This is a genomic window from Mucilaginibacter pankratovii (genome assembly GCF_014773265.1).
Lineage (GTDB): Bacteria > Bacteroidota > Bacteroidia > Sphingobacteriales > Sphingobacteriaceae > Mucilaginibacter > Mucilaginibacter pankratovii.
In genome coordinates this window covers 22,429-40,436 of the sequence record NZ_JACWMY010000022.1, presented here as the reverse complement: position 1 = coordinate 40,436, position 18,008 = coordinate 22,429, and the positions used below count along the sequence as shown (strand labels likewise).

Here is an 18,008-nt window from a genome sequence, read left to right as displayed (position 1 = left end):
ACGCAGGATATTCCTGTAGAGCCTGTGGCTGTAAAGGTCATAAAGCTGCGTAAAAGCCAGTTGGTTATCTTGCCGTAGTTGGTTGATTAAAAGCTGATGTTCATTTTCCGAAGCCATAACTTTGCATTTGATAAGAAAATCAATGTAAAGCCAATAGATGATGGTGCCGGTCTGAAACTTATGCAATAGGGCCGGTAACCCGCAAAGTCTATTGTAGCCAGGCTCTGGTAAGCCTATTATTTTTTTCAAAATAACCCTCAACAATAAACACAAGCGAGCACCAGCCCTATAGCTATATAGGGGGTGATGCTGCACTTACGCTCGCTGAGGTTAAATTTACCAGATTTAGCTGCGAGGCTCGTATGCAATCTTATCTTAACAGAATTGACTGCAAAAGTATCAATTTTCTAAATATTTAATTTATTTTAAAAAAGGCAATTAATAACGTAAAAACAAATTTAAATAAATTTTTACATTATTTAATTAAGTTAAAAAGTCAATTTATATAAAAATTCGCTTTATTACAGCTTGTTATATTTGTTTTACATCAATAGGAATGAGTAAAACCATCTATAACCGTATTAAATCTGTCTTAGCTGAAAAGGGTAAAACCAACATAGATTTGGCCGGATCATTAAATATTACTCCCGAAACTGTTTCTAGCTGGTGTACAAATTCTGCCCAGCCTTCTGTAAAGAGATTGTTTGAGATATCTAAAGCTTTGGACGTAGATGTAAGAGTGCTATTGGTTTCAACTAAACAGTAACTACGCCGATTTAATAGCCATTAGCTTATAGAATAAATGGGGTTCCACCCTGAGTTGGATTACTCCCTTTACGCAAAGGCAAATTGCTTTATTGCGCCACACTCATCCGCTCCGGGCTTCATTTCGCAATTAGCCTTTGCGCCCTCGCAGTGATGTTATTCGTACCTCGAACACCACCTCCTTTCCCACAGCCTCTAATTTATTATCAGACTGGATAACTGTTATCATTCATTCGTTTGGTTTGCCCAGCGTCGTTTACCCATCACACCGCCAACACAAAATTAGCAACGCCGGAAAAAAGTAAAGGGTACATAAATGGCGCATTGTTAATTGTTTCTCAAAGGATGCGCCACCCTTGACATTTTTCCGGCTTGCCGCTACCAGCTGTTTAAGCGGTGCAATGACTTGGTATGGCGTGATTTAGGGGTTTTGTAAAAAGCTTTAGTCCCCGCGTTTTTACCGAATAACCCGGTTGCGCCAACGCGTGTGCTATTAACGGCATCGAATTAGTCGGACATCCAATTCCCACGGCCGCTCTCCTGAGTGTTTACGAGCGACCAGTGTTGTTTTATAGTTATAACTGAATGTGAGGTCGGCGGATTTAGAAATAGCTTGATAAGCTTTTAAATGAAGTATAAACCATTCTGGTTTATACTTCATTATTATACCTATGCTGATGCCTGCCCTTTTCTAACCATTCGTTTCTTTAGCCTGTTCATGTCTTCACTTACCTTAAGGTCGAGCGTCTTTGCATAATGTTGCGTTTGCTTGATAGTAGCATGACCCAGCATTTTCGAAACGGTCTCTATCGGTACACCATTACTTAGGGTGACAGTTGTTGCAAATGTATGGCGGGCTATATGATAAGTTAGCTCCATCTGAATAGCACAGCAGTCTGCTATCTCTTTAAGGTAGGAATTCATCTTTTGGTTGGTAAGAACCGGTAACACTACGCCGTTAATTATACATTTAGGGTGATCGTTATATTTTTTTATAATGTCCATGGCCTCCGGTAGCAAAGGGATTTTTGATAAGGCATTTGTCTTTTGCCGGTTGATAAAAACCCACAGTTCCCCATCGACACCAGTTTGTATATCTTCCCGCTTTAGATTTTTGACATCAACATACGCCAGGCCGGTATAACAGCTAAACAGGAAAATATCCCTGACATTACTTAATCTCACATTTTCAAAATTCTTTTCAGCGATCCGTTGAAGTTCTATGTCAGTCAGTGCTGTCCGCTCAACCGTTTTTCTGGTGAGTTTAAAATTGGAAAATGGATCTCCCGGCAGCCATTTGTTTCTTACACAGATCAGGACTATTTTTTTAAAATTCACTAAATATTTCATCGTAGTGTTATGATCGCAATTCCTCACGGTCTTCAACCAAAATGCATATTGCGAGATAAACTCATGGTCGAGATCTTTGATATCCCTATCGTCAGTCCTATACTTCCACTTAATAAAATCACGAGTATGGTTATAGGATATGCTGTAACGTTGCATGGTGCTCGGAGCGAAGTCAACCCCTTGCAATGCTTTCATCTGGGCGTTATGCTCAGTAAAAACCTCAAGGATCTTTTTTCGTTTTTCCACATTGCCGGTAAGTATGTCCTTAATTACTTGAGCAGAAACTTCCCGGTCCGCTTCTATGAGTGACCTTTTGGCCTGGAAGATTCGTAATTCTAATGCATCTAAGAAATGATTTAGTTCCCTGGCATCTTCTCTTGTACCAACGGCTCTTGCGGCAGAAGAGCTCCATTTGGCCGTTTCCCATTTTCTCTTGGATGACAATTCAACTGATTTACCATCAACAGTGATCTTAAGGTAAATGTAAAGGGGGCCTTTCTTTTGAGTTTTGGACTGTTTTAAATAAAAAAGCAGTCCGAAGCTTTTTTCTAACATAAACTAACATTTAAAGGTTAAACAAATGTCGGTTTAGAGCATCACTAAAACAAGATGTCCACGCGCCGAACAAGCTCGTTATCAATTTACTACGTGATTTTCATTGCGTCTTTGTTTGAAAAATAAAAGACGCAATGAATGACGCAATAGAATTATGCTTTTATATGCGAGTTTTGGTAAAGTACTGAAACGAAAAAGGCCCTTAATCTACGATTAAAGGCCTTTTTGATGTTTTTGATAACATAATCAGCGGAATGGACGGGACTCGAACCCGCGACCTCCTGCGTGACAGGCAGGCATTCTAACCAGCTGAACTACCACTCCGTTTGGGACTGCAAATATACGCCTCTTTTTGTTTTACACAAGTGCTTTTTAAAAATTTATCTGATAATAAGTTTTATCGCCTAATTCACAGCAAAATACAATCAAATTCAAAAATTAATTTAAATTCGTTGTTGTTATTCCAATTATACCTGTCCGCTAATTATAAAGTTAAATAACATGCTCTTATTAGGCATTGATATTGGCACCTCGTCTGTAAAAGTGAGCGTTGTTAATTCTGTAACACAGGCAGTTATCTCATCAGCGCAGTATCCCGAACACGAATCTCCCATCATTGCACTAAAAACCGGGTGGGCCGAGCAGTCACCGGATATGTGGTGGCAGCAAACCGGCCTGGCTATTTCTCTTTGCTATAAAAAAGGCGGTTACGATCCAAAAGATATTGCCGCCATAGGTATCGCCTACCAAATGCATGGGCTTGTGTTGGTGGACAAAGACCACCATGTGCTGCGTAACAGCATTATTTGGTGCGACAGTCGCGCGGTAGAAATTGGCGATAAAGCCTTTGAAGATATCGGGCACGAGACCTGTTTGTCGCATATGCTTAACTCGCCCGGCAATTTTACAGCATCCAAACTGGCCTGGGTAAAGCAAAACGAACCGGAGATATACGACCAGGTGGATAAGATAATGCTGCCAGGCGACTACATCGCCATGAAGCTTACCGGCGAGATCACCACCTCGGCATCTGCTATGTCCGAAGGGATCTTCTTCGATTTCCAGTTCAATGGGCTCTCTAAAGATATTATCGACTATTTCGGGTTCAACGACGGCTTATTCCCCGTTGTGAAACCTGTATTTTCTTCTCACGGTCGCATCACAGCCGACGTTGCCGCCGCGTTACAGTTGAATACCGGCACCCCGGTTACCTACAAAGCGGGCGATCAGCCTAACAACGCGCTATCATTAAACGTGCTTAACCCCGGCGAGGTGGCTGCCACGGCAGGTACATCAGGGGTTATCTATGGTGTAAGCGACCAGCTGGCTTATGATCCGCAATCGCGCGTGAACACTTTTGCGCACGTTAATTACGCCAACGAGCGGAAGCGCCTTGGCGTTTTGCTTTGCATAAACGGCACCGGCAGCCTTTACCGCTGGGTAAAAAATACTTTCGCGCCCAACTTAAGCTATAGTCAGGTTAACACGCTGGCGGCCACGGCTCCTTTGGGCAGCAACGGGCTCAGGGTTTTGCCTTTTGGTAACGGTGCCGAGCGGATGCTGAACAATAAACAGGTTGGCGCCCATATTCATCATATCGATTTGAACCTACATACGTCGGCGCATGTATACCGTGCGGCGCAGGAAGGTATTGCTTGTGCTTTCCGCTACGGCCTGGATATTATGCGGGAGAACGGCATGAACCCAACCGTAATTCGCGCGGGCCGTTCGAACATGTTTTTGAGCGAAGTATTTACCGAAACCTTTGTAAACGCTACCGGCGTGCCCATAGAGTTCTACAATAACGATGGCAGCCTCGGCGCGGCTATTGGCGCAGGCATAGGTGCCGAGATCTTTGCTTCGGCTGCGGAGGCGTTTAGTAATACTGAAGCCGTAGCGTATATCGAACCGAAACCAGCCGATACGGCGGCTTTTGAGGAAGTGTACCAAAGCTGGAAGGAAGTACTGAACGAGCATTTGGCGCAAATTGAAGCTAAACCTGTCCATTCTTAATTATTGGCAAAGTATTAAAGCATAGCAGCAAGTTTCACGCGAATTGGTAACAACGCTATCTCAAAATTTGATTAACCAATTTTATAGCGTATTATTAGCCCTCCAATTACTAAAACAATATAACTTAAACTGAGCAGATAAATGAAGACCCTTTCCACCGGCGATTACATCGTTTTTTTCATCTACTTTGTGATCGTATCGAGCTACGGTTACTGGATCTACCGTCGCAAGCACAATGCAGATGCTACCTCAAAAGATTATTTTTTGGCCGAAGGATCGCTTACCTGGTGGGCAATCGGCGCTTCGCTCATCGCATCAAATATCTCTGCCGAGCAATTCATCGGTACCAGCGGCTCGGCATTTAAAATGGGCCTCGCCATTTCCACTTACGAATGGATGGCAGCGGCAACTTTAATTATCGTAGCGGTATTCTTTATCCCTATTTATCTTAAAAATAAGATCTTCACCATGCCGCAGTTTTTGCACCAGCGGTATAACGGCACGGTAGCAATGGTAATGGCCATTTTCTGGTTATTGCTATACATCATTGTAAACTTAATGTCTATCCTTTACTTGGGCGCTTTGGCTATATCGGGTATTTCGGGCCTTGATGTTACTCTGTGTATATCATTGCTGGCTGTATTTGCGGTTATCATCACCCTGGGCGGCATGAAGGTTATCGGCTACACCGATGTTATCCAGGTATTTGTTTTGATATTAGGCGGCCTTGTTGCTACTTACCTGGCGCTTAATAAGATCAGCGAAGTATCCGGCACAACCGGCATGTGGAACGGTCTTAACATTATGCGCAGTGAAGCAAGCGACCACTTCCATATGATATTTAAGAAAGACGACGCAAATTATATGGACCTTCCGGGCTTATCGGTGCTTATAGGCGGTATGTGGATAGTGAACCTTAACTACTGGGGCTGCAACCAATACATTACCCAACGCGCCCTGGGTGCAAACCTTAAAACGGCACGTGCCGGTATCCTTTTCGCGGCCTTCTTAAAGTTGCTGATGCCGATAATTGTAGTGTTACCGGGCATTGCTGCTTACCTGCTTTATCAAAAAGGCATGTTTCACCAGGAGATGATGAGCTCATCGGGCGTTACCGACGTAAATAAAGCTTATCCATCGCTTTTAAACCTGCTGCCAACCGGATTAAAGGGATTGTCATTTGCAGCGCTTACAGCGGCTATTGTGGCCTCTTTAGCTGGTAAAGCAAACAGCATTGCTACAATCTTTACTTTAGATATCTACAAAAAGGCTATTAACCCCGAGGCAACCGATAAAAAATTAGTTTCGTTAGGTAAATGGTCGGTAGTGGTGGCTATGGCATTAGGCGTTATCATGTCGCTGATTATTGGCGAGCGGTTAATGGGCGAAGGCAAGCAGGGCTTCCAGTACATACAAGAGTATACAGGCTTTGTATCGCCCGGTATATTTGCCATGTTTATTCTTGGTTTCTTCTGGAAAAAGGCCACTTCAAACGCGGCCTTATTTGCAACCATCGGCGGTTTTGTGTTCTCGGTATTCCTCAAGTTCCTTCCAAAGTTCGCAAACCTGGAATTTTTATCGCCATATGGCTTTTCCAAGTTGGCTCTGCAAAATGATAAAGTGACATATTTATACGAGATCCCTTTTATCGACAGGATGGGCTTTGTATTCCTTATCTGCGTAGCGGGTATGTACATTATCTCCAAGATTGATGGTGCTAAAGGCGTTGTGGCAAACGGTCTGGAGATAGATTCTTCTATGTTTAAAACCAACCGCGCATTTACAGCCGGCGCTTTAATTGTAGGCGGTATTATTGTTGCCCTTTACTCGTTCTTCTGGTAACAGAACTCGTTCCAAATTTTCAAAAGCGGCTTGTTCACAGGCCGCTTTTTTTATGCGCTATTTTATAGTAGATATTATTTAATCGGAATAAAAACACAATTAAAGCACCCATGTTTAGCTGTTACAACCAATTACAACATGCCAAACGCTTTCGAAAACATCCCGCCGCAGGTAGAGGGCGAAAAAACCGACACCATACATATTGTGGATTGCCCAACGCAGGAGCAGGCGCACCATTTATTCCTGCTGGCTAAAGACCGTCTGAAGGATATCTCTATGTGGCATCAGTTCAGTGGCGTCGGTTCGGCCAGGTTTGCCATTACCGATACGCAGGGCAAAGAGCTTTACAAAATGGCCGAAAAAGGCGACCTCTTCTACATCAACCTACCCGCCCCCGGCCCTTTAGCCGGCGATGGCAAGGAATGGGTTCGTATTGAGGCTATGGATCTGCTGGAAGATGCTAAAGCGGAAAGCGAATACCTTACCATGACGGTGAGGCCTGTTGCCAACCCAAGGCATCAACCCGGGGGACCTATTGCTCATTTTTACAGTCACGGCGCTACCAGTACTTTTATTGTTGAGCGTTATAAAAACCATGTAAGCGTTGCTGTACACGGCCGTAACGAAACGCCAAATACCAATACCAACTTATACGATACTGTGCGTAACACCATTATAGCACTGGCGGCCCGGGAGGGCCTGTCTTTCCCGCAATGGAAATCACTTGTGAAGGGGATACTGGAGTATAAGTAATTAAAAAAGGGCACCACGTTTCCGTAATGCCCTTCTGTAAAACTTATCCTTAAAAATCATTAGTGTCCGTGACCACGGTTATCGCGGTTTGATTTTCTTACGTCCTTGCGGAAGTCTTTCCTGTCGTTACGGATCTCTTTTCTATCGTTACGTAATTCCTTGCGGTCGTCACGCACTTCGCGGCGATCTGCCATCCAATGATCACGATACTTGTTATCGCGGCTATCGCGGATGATCGGCTGGCTGGTACGGCCCCTATAGCCCGAGTATTTAGCACGATATACATTGTTGCGCATCCATGGGTTACGCTCGTTTACTACCACCTTATAACCATTGTACACGTTGTAATTATTGTACCTGGCAGGTAATGATGCCCTGCGTACCCAGCTGTTGTTCTCATAGTACACATATTGATGGGCCGGTACATCGTAATAGGTATCGATATCGGGCATGTAATAATAATCTGCGTGATCGTATCCTACAGGGCCCCACTCGGGCTGGCTGCCAATGTTTATACTAAAACTTATTTGTGCCTTAGCGGCCTGGAATGACAGGGCGCTTAAGAATATTGCGGTTGTTAAAATTATCTTTTTCATGTTTGTATGTTTTGCAGGTATGACATACAAACAGATACCATAGTTTAACCCGAAATGGGTGTATAACGTGGATGTTACAGAGCCCCCAACCCCCTGAAGGGGGAGCTTTTGATTTGCGAACTGGATTTAAATTACAAAGTGGCGCTTCGATTTTCGGAGCGCCACTTTGTTTATGCTTTTCAAGAACTCCTCCGTTAAACAACGGAGGCTGGGGGGCTACGCCCTAATCTTCGCTATCGTCTTTATCGTCGTCGTTCTTGGCGGCCATGGCCAATACCGGCTTGCCTATTACTTTAAAGGTTCCTTCGCCCTTCAGGATGGATGCCAGCTGCACTTTGTCCTGCATGGTTTTTACGGCCTGGGCCAGTTCTTTATCGTATTTAAAATTCGCTTCGTAGCGGCCTTTTTCGTAAAAATAGCGGGAAGCTATCTCATTCTCCAACACTTGTTTAATTTCTTCTTTATGCAGCTGCAGATCGTTCTTCTTGCTTGCGGCCATTTTGGCTTTCAGCACATCGTACTCCGCCTGGATCTCCGGGAATTGTTTTTCTTTGGTAGCCTCGGTTTTTAACTGATCAAGTATCTTTTCGGAGAATGTGCTGTAGGTATAGTTTTTCCCTGCCAGGTATTTTGTAAAATCGGCGTACTCCGCGTCTTTTAATACAAACGCGCGTGGGTCACCTATTTGCGGGTGAGTGGTACGATACAGCGTAGCGTAATCAAATATCAAAAGTTTGCTCACCAGCGTTTGGGTAATGTTGGCAAACCTGTCCTGCTTTACAAAAATATCGGGGTAAACACCGCTGCCATCATAAACCGAGCGGCCATTTTTTGTTTTAAACTCGTGCATCAGCGAGTCGGCCACTTTGATTACGCTGCCGTCATCTTTGCGATGGGCATAGTCCAAAGCCTGCACGCACCGGCCCGATGGTACAAAGTATTTGGCAATGGTTATTTTAACAAGGCTGTTGTAAGGCAGGTTAAACGTTTGCTGCACCAGGCCCTTGCCATAACTACGCTGGCCGATAATAATGGCGCGATCGAGGTCCTGCAAAGCTCCCGCTACAATTTCTGATGCTGAAGCCGAGCGGCTGTTCACCAATACAACCAGCGGCAGGTTTGGCTCCATAGGTGTAGCCATGGTGTTATAGGTAAAGTTCTTCTCCTTTACTTTACCTTTTTGCGATACCACAGTAACATCCTTGGCAACAAACAAGTTCACAATTTTTACGGCTTCCTGTAAAATACCGCCGCCGTTGGAGCGAAGATCGAGGATGATACCGTTGGGATTATTCTTTTTTATGGCGGCAAGCGCGCTGGTTACCTCATCGGCCGAATTTTCGAGGAATTTATTCAGCTTGATGTAGCCCATATTGCCATCAACCATGCCCGAGTATACCACGTTCGGCTGCCGTATCTCGTCGCGTACCAGGTTTTTCTCAACAGCTACTTCGCTGCCGCGCTTTATAACCAGGCGTATGGCGGCTCCTTTAGATCCTTTTAGTAATTGGCTTACCTGGTCGTTTGTTTTCCCGGCAAGGTCGATATCATTTATCTTCACCAGCTGGTCGCCCTGCCGTATATCGGCCTTTTGGGCCGGGAAGCCCGTAAAAATATCGGCTATATAAACTTTATTATCCCGTATAAAAATACTGGCGCCAATGCCGCCGTATTGTGTGCTTACGTAATGCAGCTTGTAATCTTCAATTTCCGATTCGGGTACGAATTCGGTGTAAGGGTCCAAGCCCTCCAGCATGGCATCCACGCCTGTTTTAACCAATTTTGCAGAATTGATGTCGTCAACGTAGTTAATGTTCACTTCTTTATAAACCGAAGCAAAAACATCCAGGTTTTTGGTGATCTGGAAAAGGTCGTCATTAAAACCCCAGGCCGCAACGGCCACAGCAAACATGCCGGCAAAAAAAGCCGGTTTCCTGTAATTTACCCACATCCTTTTCTCAGTACCCATTTTAAAACCCCGTTGAAATATAAAGCTACAAAAAGCAAACTGCTTTTATCTAATTAACTGATTTTAAAGGCGGTTATTATCAATATTAACCAAAGCTTTTTTCAGGGTGAACACCACGTAGTTCCTATCGCGGTTTACCAGCTGCATAATGCGGGTTATCAGGCCGTCTTCCTGCCCTTCTGTGTAAGCCAGCTGTTCATCGGTAAGGTGGTTATATTTACGCTGCACCTTTATTTTTATACGTTCCCAATCTTTATTGCTGATCGTTATCTCTGCCATAAAACAAATTATTTCAACAAAAATATAAAAAATACAGCGCCACATGCGTTTAATGTGCGGCTTAGCGTTAAACTTTTACGTGTAGGCTACATCTAAGGGCTAATAAACTAACAACAACCATATGCCGCAAACAGTAGTGATGAAACTACAGATTGGCATAGCAACTAAAAACACACAATTATGAAAAAGTTATTCTTAAGTATTGCAATTATTGTAACGGCTGCCATCAGCGCCAAAGCGCAGTTTTCGCTGGGTATTAAAGGAGGCGTAAATTTCTCCAAAATCAGCACCGATAATGTAAGCGAATCTACAAAAACAGGTTACCAGGCAGGGTTGTTCGCCCGTTTTGGGTCCAGCCTATACCTGCAGCCCGAGCTTTATCTGGGTAGCAGCGGTAGTAAGTTTAACTTCCCAACCAGTAATAATAACACCACTACCGAGGGAAAAGTAAAGTTCACCACCCTAAATTTACCTTTATTAATAGGTAAAGGCTTTGGAGGCGATAATTTAAACTTCCGGATTATGGCCGGACCGGTTTACAGCTACGTGCTGGATAAAAACGACAACTTCTCCAGTGCAATAAATGGAGCTTACCAGGACTTTGGCGATTACAAGAAAAGTACCCTGGGTTTCCAGGCGGGTGCAGGTGTTGATATCGGCCATATTACTGCCGATTTCCGCTACGAAGGAGGGTTAACCAAGATAAACGAGAACTTCGGCCAGCGCCAGAATTTATGGGCGTTGAGCGTTGGGTTTAAGTTTTTTTAAGGAAAGGCAAAACGTATTAATAGAGAAAGCTATCTAACCTGGTAGCTTTCTCTATTTAGCAAAATCTGATAAATTTATTAAACGTAGCTCTAAAACTCCAATGGCGATTGCCTGATTTTGCTTTTAAACAGCTTGCTAAACGATTGAGAATGCTCAAACCAGCAATCAGGCTAACCGAAAGTTTGGTTGCAACCTTCAGGCTATTAATGCCGCCATGACAAACCCCGTTAAAAGTTTGAAGAGCGAGTAGGGAAGCGCCCACCGGGGGTAAAACTTAACTTAAATTAACCGTTAGTTCTTCAAAATTAGATATTTTAGCGAGACTGAATAGTAATGCTAAAATGAAAAAGATTCTCATTATTCCACTGTTACTGCTTTGCAATGTAATAAAAGCACAGGTTCCGGGGCAGCAGGGTTCTGCAGGCAATGTCCGTGGCGATATAGATATTCCGATTCCCGACGACTCCACAAAACCCCAGGACAGGAATGCCGGCTACTACCAAAAGGATGGTAAATATGGTTTTGTTTACCCGGCCGATGTAAAACAAGCTGCCATTTACGACAAGATTGATTTTAGTTCGAACAATGGTTTTATTGTAAAGAAGGATGGCGCGTACGGAATTGCTGATAAGAAAGGGCAGGTGATAGGCAAAATCGAATACGACAGTATTGGCTCGATGTACCCGAAAGGCTATATACTGAAGAAAAACGACAAGTACGGTACTCTTGCAGCCGACGGAAGTAAGGTGCTTTCTGTAAAATACGATAAAATTTTGGCCACTACAGATTTTGTTTCGTTCGCTCAAAACCGGGGCGGGAAAATCCAAATGTTGTTTAATGACAATGAAAAGGCGTTTTCGGCACCAATAGAGTACGCCGCCATGTACGCCAATATGGTTATCATAAAAGCTAACGGCAAGTTTGGCGCGGTAAAAAACCAAGTGATTATACCCTTGCTGTACGATAGCATCTTTGTGGCCGACCGGGAAATAAATACGGTAATAAAACCGGCCAAAAGGGTAATAAAAGCACCCTGGCCAATTGATAAGAACAAAAGCTATCAAGTTGTAACGCTGCTAACGCTCCAAAATAGCAACAAATATGGGCTAGCCAATGCTGACGGAAGCATTATTTACCCTGTTGATAATGATGCCGTTTATAACCAGGAAATGTATAGGTACTACTCCGTTAAAAAAGGCAATTTGTTTGGCGTGTACTTTATAGACAGCAAAGTAAAAACCCCAATTGAATTGGATATGGTTTATGCCGATGGCGTAGGCTACGTAATGGCCAACAAAAATAAAAAAGGCGGGGTGTTTAACTTACAGGGAAAACAGATAGTGCCTTTTGAATACGACCCGGGGTTTATTATGCAATACCGCATAGGTTTTGGCGTGAAGAAAAACCAGAAGAAAGGGATTGTAAGTAAAGACGGCGCGGTGTTGGTGCAACCCATTTACGACGATGTAGACCCCTTTTACGAAACTGCAATGAACGATTTAGTAAAGGTAAGGCTGGGAGAGAAATACGGTATTGTTAACTTAAAAGGGCAAACCGTTATTCCGGTTGAATTTGATTGGATAGGCGAGGAAAAAGGCTTACTGAAAGTGGTTACTGCCGATAAACGCTTCGGCCTTTATGAAAAAACAGGGAAGGTGGTAATTCCTGCGGATTATAAGTGGATAATAGATAGCGACACAGAAAATAGTAACGTTATTATACTGAAGAAAGCGAATAATACCTACAATTTCCTGAACAAAAATACACAGCAGGCGCTCTTGAAGGAAAGCGTAAGCAGTTATGGCTACGTAAATACTCAGGATGGTTTATACAACCCCTTTAGTTCGGGAGGCAAGCTTTTGCTGCTGCTGAAAGCAAAGAGTGGTAAGGTGGGCATGTTAAACGAAATAACCGGCGCGCTGGATGTACCCATGATTTACGACGACATTATTCAGCGTTTTGAAGGGGGCAAGCATACTTATTATAGCGTGCGCAAAGGGCAAAAATATGGGCTGATAGATGATGCCAACAAGGTAGTGATTCCTTTATTGTACGATGCAATAGATATTAGCCTGGTATATCCAGATGATTATACAAAAATGCCTTCTACTTACACCATCATTGTAGCAAAGGCGGGTAAGTTTGGTGCGGTTAATTTAGAAAACCGGGTGGTTATCCCCTTTCAATACAGTAACCTTCAGCGGTTATCGCAAAATGGCTTATATAAGGCTAAAACCGGCGGCAGCTACCAGATTATCACCGCAAGGAACCAGGTTATAAACAAAGGGCCATTTGATGAGGTAGCAAATTATGAAGCTACCGCCGCCTATAGCAACGCCTACCAGGCGCTAACGTTCTATAAAGGGAATATGCGGGTGGTGAATGATAAAGGAGCCTTTACTACCGCGGCGGTACCTATGGCAGCCCACAAAGGCTATAAAACCTTTGATGAACTGAAGTGGGCGCTTATAAAAGCGTTGGATAGTAAAGATGATGCTTTGTTAAAAGATTTTGCCGATAAGGTAGCGCCATCTGAACATATACTGTTTTACTTAAAAGAAAATGCTTTTAGCAAGAGGCCACTTCAGGGTATGGATATAGATGCGGTTAGAGCCCGGTACTACACCGACCTGCTAAACTTTAAGCAACGCTATTGGAATGGGAGTTCGGGGCTGCCTTACAAACGAGAATCGCTCACCGATGTGGCAGATTACACCCGGGCCGACAATGGTTTTGTTACCAATGCCAGAAGAGCCGATCATGCATTTGGTGACACCCGGTTTATGGAAAAACTATTGCGAAACGCTATTAAAGTAAACGGTTATTGGATAAGCACTTATTTTATGACGCGTAATTTTGAAAGGTAAGCATCTTACATAAACAAATCAGAAAGCTTCGTGGGTATCATGAGGCTTTTTTTATGTGCCGGGCAGAAAGAAAACTACCAAAACAAAAACCTTATAAAACAGCAAAGCCCCTGATGGGCAGGGGCCTTTACTAACCAATTATAAACCTAAATTATGAGAAGAGCTGTAGGAGAAGGGGTCGAACCTTCACAGAGTGGTTATTCTTATTGCTAAGAGTTTCCCATATTCTCCGCCACCGCGACAAGGAGGTGTGTCTGCCAAAAATTTCACCATCCTACAGGATAAAAACTAAACCTTGCGTTTAGCGTGCTGTTGGGGAAGGGATCGAACCTTCACAGAGTGGTTAGCCCGCTTCGGGTTTCCCATTATCTCCGCCACCGCGACAAGGAGGTGTGTCTGCCAAAAATTTCACCACCCAACAATTTTTTTTCTTTAAGAACAATCCGCAATTCTCATTTGCTTGATACAAATTTAAAGGACTTTGCTATTCCTTGCAAATATTTCAACAAAATATTTTTATTTTTACTTTAATTTTAATTAAACTTGTATTTGAATATAGATATTAAAATATATGCCTCACAGGAAACCCCAAAATTTAGAAATTGACAATCTGGATATACAGATTTTATCAATTTTGATGAAAAATGCGACCACTCCCTACACCGAGATCGCAAAAGAGTTGATCGTTTCCGGCGGAACCATCCACGTACGGATGAAAAAGCTGGAAGAGCTTGGTGTTATTAAAGGTGCAAGCCTTGAAGTGAACCCGCAAAAGCTTGGGTATGATGTTACTGCCTTTTTAGGGATCTTCCTGGAAAAGGGGTCGCAGTATAACGAAGCTGTGAAACAGCTAAAAATGGTGCCGGAGATAGTAGAACTGCACTATACTACCGGTAGCTGGAGCATTTTCGCCAAAATAGTTTGCCACGATACCAACCACCTGCGCGAGGTATTGAATGAGCAGATCCAGAGCGTAAAGGGCATTCAGCGCACCGAAACGTTTATTTCTTTAGAGGAAAGCATCAAAAGGCAGATCACTTTGGAGTAACGTTTACTTAGCTTTTTCGCCGGGCAGAGCAGCTGCCTCATAAATTACAAAAATATCGAACAATGAGGCGAAATGCTTCGCTGTTCGATATTTTTTTGGCTAAAATCCGGTGATGCTATACCCGGCAAACTATCGTATTAATCGCTCCGTCTCTTAATCCTGTATTACCAAACCCGGCACAAAAGCCCTTTTAAATACTCACCTTCCGGGAACGAGGCGCGTACCGGGTGGTCTTCGGGCTGGTGGAACTGGTAGATGAATTGCACCTGTTTGCCGGCATCCAGCGCGGCCCATGCCAGCACTTGTTTAAAGGTTTCCATATCCATTGCGCCTGAGCAGGAATACGTGGCCAGCAAGCCGCCACTATTGAGCAATTGCATGCCCAGGCGGTTCAGATCTTTATATGCCCTTGAGGCTCTATCCAGCGCGGAGCGCGAGGGTGCGTATTTTGGCGGATCGAGCACGATGATATCAAACTTCTCTCCCTCCTCGCGAAATTTGCGCAACTGTACATTCACATCAGATTTGATAGCATTATGTGCCGATGCTTCAAATCCGTTCAGGCGGATGTTCTCGGTCAGGGTTTCTATGGCCAGGGCAGAGCTATCCACACTGGTTACCGATGCCGCGCCTTCGCGCAGGGCGTTTAAGGTAAAACCGCCTGTATAGCTAAAGCAATCCAGCACTTTTTTGCCCCTGGCGTAGGAGGCCAGCAATTTGCGGTTATAGCGCTGATCGCAATAGAAGCCAGATTTTTGGCCTTCGGCGATGTTGATGCCATAGGTAATGCCGTTTTCTTTTACCATTACCAATTCCGGCGGCTCAGTACCGGCAAGTAATACGTTGTTGGTTTCCAACCCCTCGTGTGCGCGGGATGTGGCATCACTTTTATCAAATATACTTAGCGGACTAAGCAGCGCGTTCAATTCCGCTATAATAACAGGCATGGCGTTCTGCATACCCGATGTAAGCACCTGTACGGCCAAATGCCCGGCATATTTATCTACAATAAGCCCCGGCAGGTAGTCAGACTCGCTGAAGATGAGCCGGCAGGTATCCGTATCGCCATCAGCCAAAATATGGGCGCGACCGGCAACAGCGGTGCATACCTTTTGGCGGAACCAATCGGCATCAACTGCAACGGCTTCATCCCATTCCAGCAAACGTACCGCCACGCGCGACTGATCATTATAAAAACCGTAAGCCAAAAAAGCGTCCTGGCTGCTCAGCAACCGGATAATTTCACCATTAACAGGTTTGCCCTGTACCTTATCTATCGCTCCGGAAAATACCCAGGGGTGCTTGTGCAGCACCGCTTTTTCTTTTCCCTTTTTTAATACCACATCAATCATGCGGCAAAGTTAATAAACATCGGATACCTGTTGTATATAATATGCGTACCGTGGTATTGCCCAGTTTACCCCATGGCACTATCGCTTCGAAGTATTAATGGGCACTGGTGTCCCACTTTTACGGCCCGCTCCCGTTTTGGCCAACAAGTATATTTTTAATAAATAGCTTATAATCACACAATTACAGCTATCAATTAAACAACAGGGATGTCCCAAAGTGTTTCACTAAAAAACTGCAATTAATTGACAAACAATTATTTACGAAAAACAGGTGTCCCGCTTTGAAAAGTGGGACACCTGAAGCATAGATCCTGATCTGCATTTACACTTTACGCCATTAGCAATAGCGAAGTTAGACTACGCCCGCCTGCGGTGATTACTGACTGCAAAACAAAAAAGGGCACCCCGCAATCCGGGGCGCCCTTATAAAAACATAGTACTAAGAATTATTTTTGGTCGTCGGCAGGCTGCTCATCTGTTGGCAGGCCCACTACTTTGTAAACTTTGTTGTTGTCCTCGTCAAGCGCTTCCTGGAAGTAGGTGCCATCAGGGGCTACGTATAGCTTTTCGCCGTTTACCTTTATTTTGCGGCTATCCTGTGGGAGCTGGTCAACCACATCGCCTATCTTTAAAGGTGCATCGTCTGCTGATGAGTATGATTGATCGTCCTGGGCATCGCCTGTATTCAGCTCGCCATCTTTGCCGGCAACCTCGTATACCACGGTACCGTCGTCTTTGGTTACCTGGCGGTAGTAAACACCGTTACTTTCGTAATATTGCTCGCCGTTGATAGTGATCTCTTCCGCACCAGATGGCAGCGAGTTTACTGCTGCACCTACCGGCGGTTCAACTACGGTATATTGATCGCCATACTGGCGATAGTAAAGCCCGTCGTTATAGTAATATTGGTAATTGTCCCAATAGAACGGATAGTAGCCGAAAGGCAATACGCCTATGCTAAAGCCAATACGCGGACGGTAGTAAGAATTGTAGTAACCACGGTAGTTATAATAGCCACGGTTAAAGTAGCGCGGGCCGTAGTAACGGCCATAAGTGCCGCCCCTGTACACACCGCCACGGTAAGTACCGCCGCGATAACTGTAAACGCCACCACGGTAGCCATTAGCCCCACGGCCATAGTTGCCACCACGGTATGCATAAGTACCACCCGGGCGGCCAAAACCACCACGGTTGTAACTACCCTGCGGGCGACTGAAACCACCTGCAGAATTGGTACGCGGACCACGGCTAAAACCGCCGCCCTGCGAATAGCTGCCACCCCGTTGCGGCGCTACACCTACGCTGTTTGGCCTGCTGAAACCACCGCCGCCTGATGGACGGCTAACGCTCCCTTGCGGACGACTAAATCCACCGCCACCGGAAGAACCGCCACGACTGAAACCGCCGCCGCCGCTACTTCCACGGCTAAACCCGCCGCCCGACGATCCACCACCACCGCGACTAAAGCCGCCGCCACCACCGCCGCCTCTGCGTTGTGCAGCTGCAGGTAAAGCTAATGAGCCCAACAAAAGGGCACCAAAAGCAAACGAAAGGAATTTTTTATATGTCATTTTGTTTTGAATGATTGTAAACGACCGGTGTTTAAACCGATGTATTGTATAGACTAAGATAATTATCAACGGTTTAATTGCTGTTTAATTATTTTTTGAAGAAAATTATGAGGCGGTTTTATGACTATTTTAAGCGCTGCTGCACTGCCTATTCTTACCATTGATGTGTTGTCGCCACAGATGTTCGGAAGAGTTACAAAATGCCGTCATGCAGAATTTATTTCGGCACCCCATATGGTAGGTAATCAGCATGCATTAGCAGTAAGTTGTAGTGGATACT

The 18,008-nt window shown here is 44.5% G+C and carries 14 protein-coding genes and 2 tRNA genes; 7 read left to right on the top strand and 9 right to left on the bottom strand.

Features of this window, described 5'->3' with window-relative positions; all coding sequences use genetic code 11:
• A partial coding sequence (locus IDJ77_RS27775; RefSeq protein WP_224751264.1) for a hypothetical protein occupies nucleotides 1-249 on the bottom strand: 249 nt, incomplete at its 3' end.
• A 307-nt stretch (nucleotides 250-556) separates the two neighbouring features.
• On the opposite strand from IDJ77_RS27775, the gene IDJ77_RS27310 reads away from it, so the two are divergent.
• A complete protein-coding gene (locus IDJ77_RS27310) occupies nucleotides 557-766 on the top strand; it encodes a helix-turn-helix transcriptional regulator (RefSeq protein WP_191192175.1) in 210 nt (69 codons plus the stop codon).
• 668 nt (nucleotides 767-1,434) lie between these two features.
• On the opposite strand, the gene IDJ77_RS27305 is transcribed toward IDJ77_RS27310, so the two are convergent.
• Nucleotides 1,435-2,670: a site-specific integrase gene (locus IDJ77_RS27305; RefSeq protein ID WP_191192174.1), complete on the bottom strand. Its 1,236-nt coding sequence runs from the start codon at nucleotides 2,668-2,670 to the stop codon at nucleotides 1,435-1,437.
• A 250-nt stretch (nucleotides 2,671-2,920) separates the two neighbouring features.
• Nucleotides 2,921-2,994, bottom strand: a tRNA-Asp gene (locus IDJ77_RS27300).
• Between the two features lie 177 nt (nucleotides 2,995-3,171).
• On the opposite strand from IDJ77_RS27300, the gene IDJ77_RS27295 reads away from it, so the two are divergent.
• From IDJ77_RS27295 to IDJ77_RS27285, 3 genes are all read left to right on the top strand, one after another.
• The gene (locus IDJ77_RS27295) at nucleotides 3,172-4,683 is read left to right on the top strand and encodes a xylulokinase (RefSeq protein ID WP_191192173.1); all 1,512 of its coding nucleotides are present in this window, start codon (nucleotides 3,172-3,174) and stop codon (nucleotides 4,681-4,683) included.
• A gap of 141 nt (nucleotides 4,684-4,824) precedes the next feature.
• On the top strand, nucleotides 4,825-6,525 hold the full coding sequence (locus tag IDJ77_RS27290) for a sodium/sugar symporter (RefSeq protein WP_191192172.1): 1,701 nt from the start codon (nucleotides 4,825-4,827) through the stop codon (nucleotides 6,523-6,525).
• Between the two features lie 138 nt (nucleotides 6,526-6,663).
• The gene (locus tag IDJ77_RS27285; protein ID WP_191192171.1) at nucleotides 6,664-7,278 is read left to right on the top strand and encodes a hypothetical protein; all 615 of its coding nucleotides are present in this window, start codon (nucleotides 6,664-6,666) and stop codon (nucleotides 7,276-7,278) included.
• 59 nt (nucleotides 7,279-7,337) lie between these two features.
• On the opposite strand, the gene IDJ77_RS27280 is transcribed toward IDJ77_RS27285, so the two are convergent.
• The 3 genes from IDJ77_RS27280 to IDJ77_RS27270 all read right to left on the bottom strand — a co-directional run bounded on the left by IDJ77_RS27280 (nucleotide 7,338) and on the right by IDJ77_RS27270 (nucleotide 10,122).
• The gene (locus tag IDJ77_RS27280; protein WP_191192170.1) at nucleotides 7,338-7,874 is read right to left on the bottom strand and encodes a hypothetical protein; all 537 of its coding nucleotides are present in this window, start codon (nucleotides 7,872-7,874) and stop codon (nucleotides 7,338-7,340) included.
• 223 nt (nucleotides 7,875-8,097) lie between these two features.
• Nucleotides 8,098-9,843: a S41 family peptidase gene (locus tag IDJ77_RS27275; RefSeq protein ID WP_191192169.1), complete on the bottom strand. Its 1,746-nt coding sequence runs from the start codon at nucleotides 9,841-9,843 to the stop codon at nucleotides 8,098-8,100.
• Between the two features lie 63 nt (nucleotides 9,844-9,906).
• The gene (locus IDJ77_RS27270) at nucleotides 9,907-10,122 is read right to left on the bottom strand and encodes a hypothetical protein (RefSeq protein ID WP_191192168.1); all 216 of its coding nucleotides are present in this window, start codon (nucleotides 10,120-10,122) and stop codon (nucleotides 9,907-9,909) included.
• Between the two features lie 180 nt (nucleotides 10,123-10,302).
• Between IDJ77_RS27270 and IDJ77_RS27265 the strand changes: the two genes are divergently transcribed.
• Together IDJ77_RS27265 and IDJ77_RS27260 are read left to right on the top strand one after the other, a co-directional pair.
• Nucleotides 10,303-10,890 carry a porin family protein gene (locus tag IDJ77_RS27265; RefSeq protein ID WP_191192167.1) on the top strand — a complete coding sequence of 196 codons (588 nt, stop codon included), beginning with the start codon at nucleotides 10,303-10,305 and terminating at the stop codon, nucleotides 10,888-10,890.
• Between the two features lie 341 nt (nucleotides 10,891-11,231).
• Nucleotides 11,232-13,757, top strand: coding sequence for a WG repeat-containing protein (locus IDJ77_RS27260; RefSeq protein ID WP_191192166.1), 2,526 nt, complete (start codon nucleotides 11,232-11,234; stop codon nucleotides 13,755-13,757).
• A 309-nt stretch (nucleotides 13,758-14,066) separates the two neighbouring features.
• Here IDJ77_RS27260 and IDJ77_RS27255 read toward each other — a convergent pair.
• Nucleotides 14,067-14,178 (bottom strand) — tRNA-Asp (locus tag IDJ77_RS27255).
• A 150-nt stretch (nucleotides 14,179-14,328) separates the two neighbouring features.
• Between IDJ77_RS27255 and IDJ77_RS27250 the strand changes: the two genes are divergently transcribed.
• Entirely contained in the window at nucleotides 14,329-14,805 is a 477-nt protein-coding gene (locus IDJ77_RS27250; RefSeq protein ID WP_067188338.1) for an Lrp/AsnC ligand binding domain-containing protein, read from the top strand.
• Between the two features lie 164 nt (nucleotides 14,806-14,969).
• Here IDJ77_RS27250 and IDJ77_RS27245 read toward each other — a convergent pair whose 3' ends face one another.
• Nucleotides 14,970-16,157 carry a class I SAM-dependent rRNA methyltransferase gene (locus IDJ77_RS27245; protein ID WP_191192165.1) on the bottom strand — a complete coding sequence of 396 codons (1,188 nt, stop codon included), beginning with the start codon at nucleotides 16,155-16,157 and terminating at the stop codon, nucleotides 14,970-14,972.
• A gap of 446 nt (nucleotides 16,158-16,603) precedes the next feature.
• On the bottom strand, nucleotides 16,604-17,728 hold the full coding sequence (locus IDJ77_RS27240) for a DUF6515 family protein (RefSeq protein ID WP_191192164.1): 1,125 nt from the start codon (nucleotides 17,726-17,728) through the stop codon (nucleotides 16,604-16,606).
• Nucleotides 17,729-18,008: the final 280 nt, after the last annotated feature.

Bases quoted from the DNA above. Each gene is read 5' to 3' on its own strand.
- IDJ77_RS27305 (WP_191192174.1), bottom strand. From the start codon at position 2,670: ATGTTAGAAAAAAGCTTCGGACTGCTTTTTTATTTAAAACAGTCCAAA.
- IDJ77_RS27260 (WP_191192166.1), top strand. From the start codon at position 11,232: ATGAAAAAGATTCTCATTATTCCACTGTTACTGCTTTGCAATGTAATA.
- IDJ77_RS27250 (WP_067188338.1), top strand. From the start codon at position 14,329: ATGCCTCACAGGAAACCCCAAAATTTAGAAATTGACAATCTGGATATA.
- IDJ77_RS27270 (WP_191192168.1), bottom strand. From the start codon at position 10,122: ATGGCAGAGATAACGATCAGCAATAAAGATTGGGAACGTATAAAAATA.
- IDJ77_RS27310 (WP_191192175.1), top strand. From the start codon at position 557: ATGAGTAAAACCATCTATAACCGTATTAAATCTGTCTTAGCTGAAAAG.
- IDJ77_RS27290 (WP_191192172.1), top strand. From the start codon at position 4,825: ATGAAGACCCTTTCCACCGGCGATTACATCGTTTTTTTCATCTACTTT.
- IDJ77_RS27285 (WP_191192171.1), top strand. From the start codon at position 6,664: ATGCCAAACGCTTTCGAAAACATCCCGCCGCAGGTAGAGGGCGAAAAA.
- IDJ77_RS27245 (WP_191192165.1), bottom strand. From the start codon at position 16,157: ATGATTGATGTGGTATTAAAAAAGGGAAAAGAAAAAGCGGTGCTGCAC.
- IDJ77_RS27280 (WP_191192170.1), bottom strand. From the start codon at position 7,874: ATGAAAAAGATAATTTTAACAACCGCAATATTCTTAAGCGCCCTGTCA.
- IDJ77_RS27240 (WP_191192164.1), bottom strand. From the start codon at position 17,728: ATGACATATAAAAAATTCCTTTCGTTTGCTTTTGGTGCCCTTTTGTTG.
- IDJ77_RS27265 (WP_191192167.1), top strand. From the start codon at position 10,303: ATGAAAAAGTTATTCTTAAGTATTGCAATTATTGTAACGGCTGCCATC.
- IDJ77_RS27295 (WP_191192173.1), top strand. From the start codon at position 3,172: ATGCTCTTATTAGGCATTGATATTGGCACCTCGTCTGTAAAAGTGAGC.
- IDJ77_RS27275 (WP_191192169.1), bottom strand. From the start codon at position 9,843: ATGGGTACTGAGAAAAGGATGTGGGTAAATTACAGGAAACCGGCTTTT.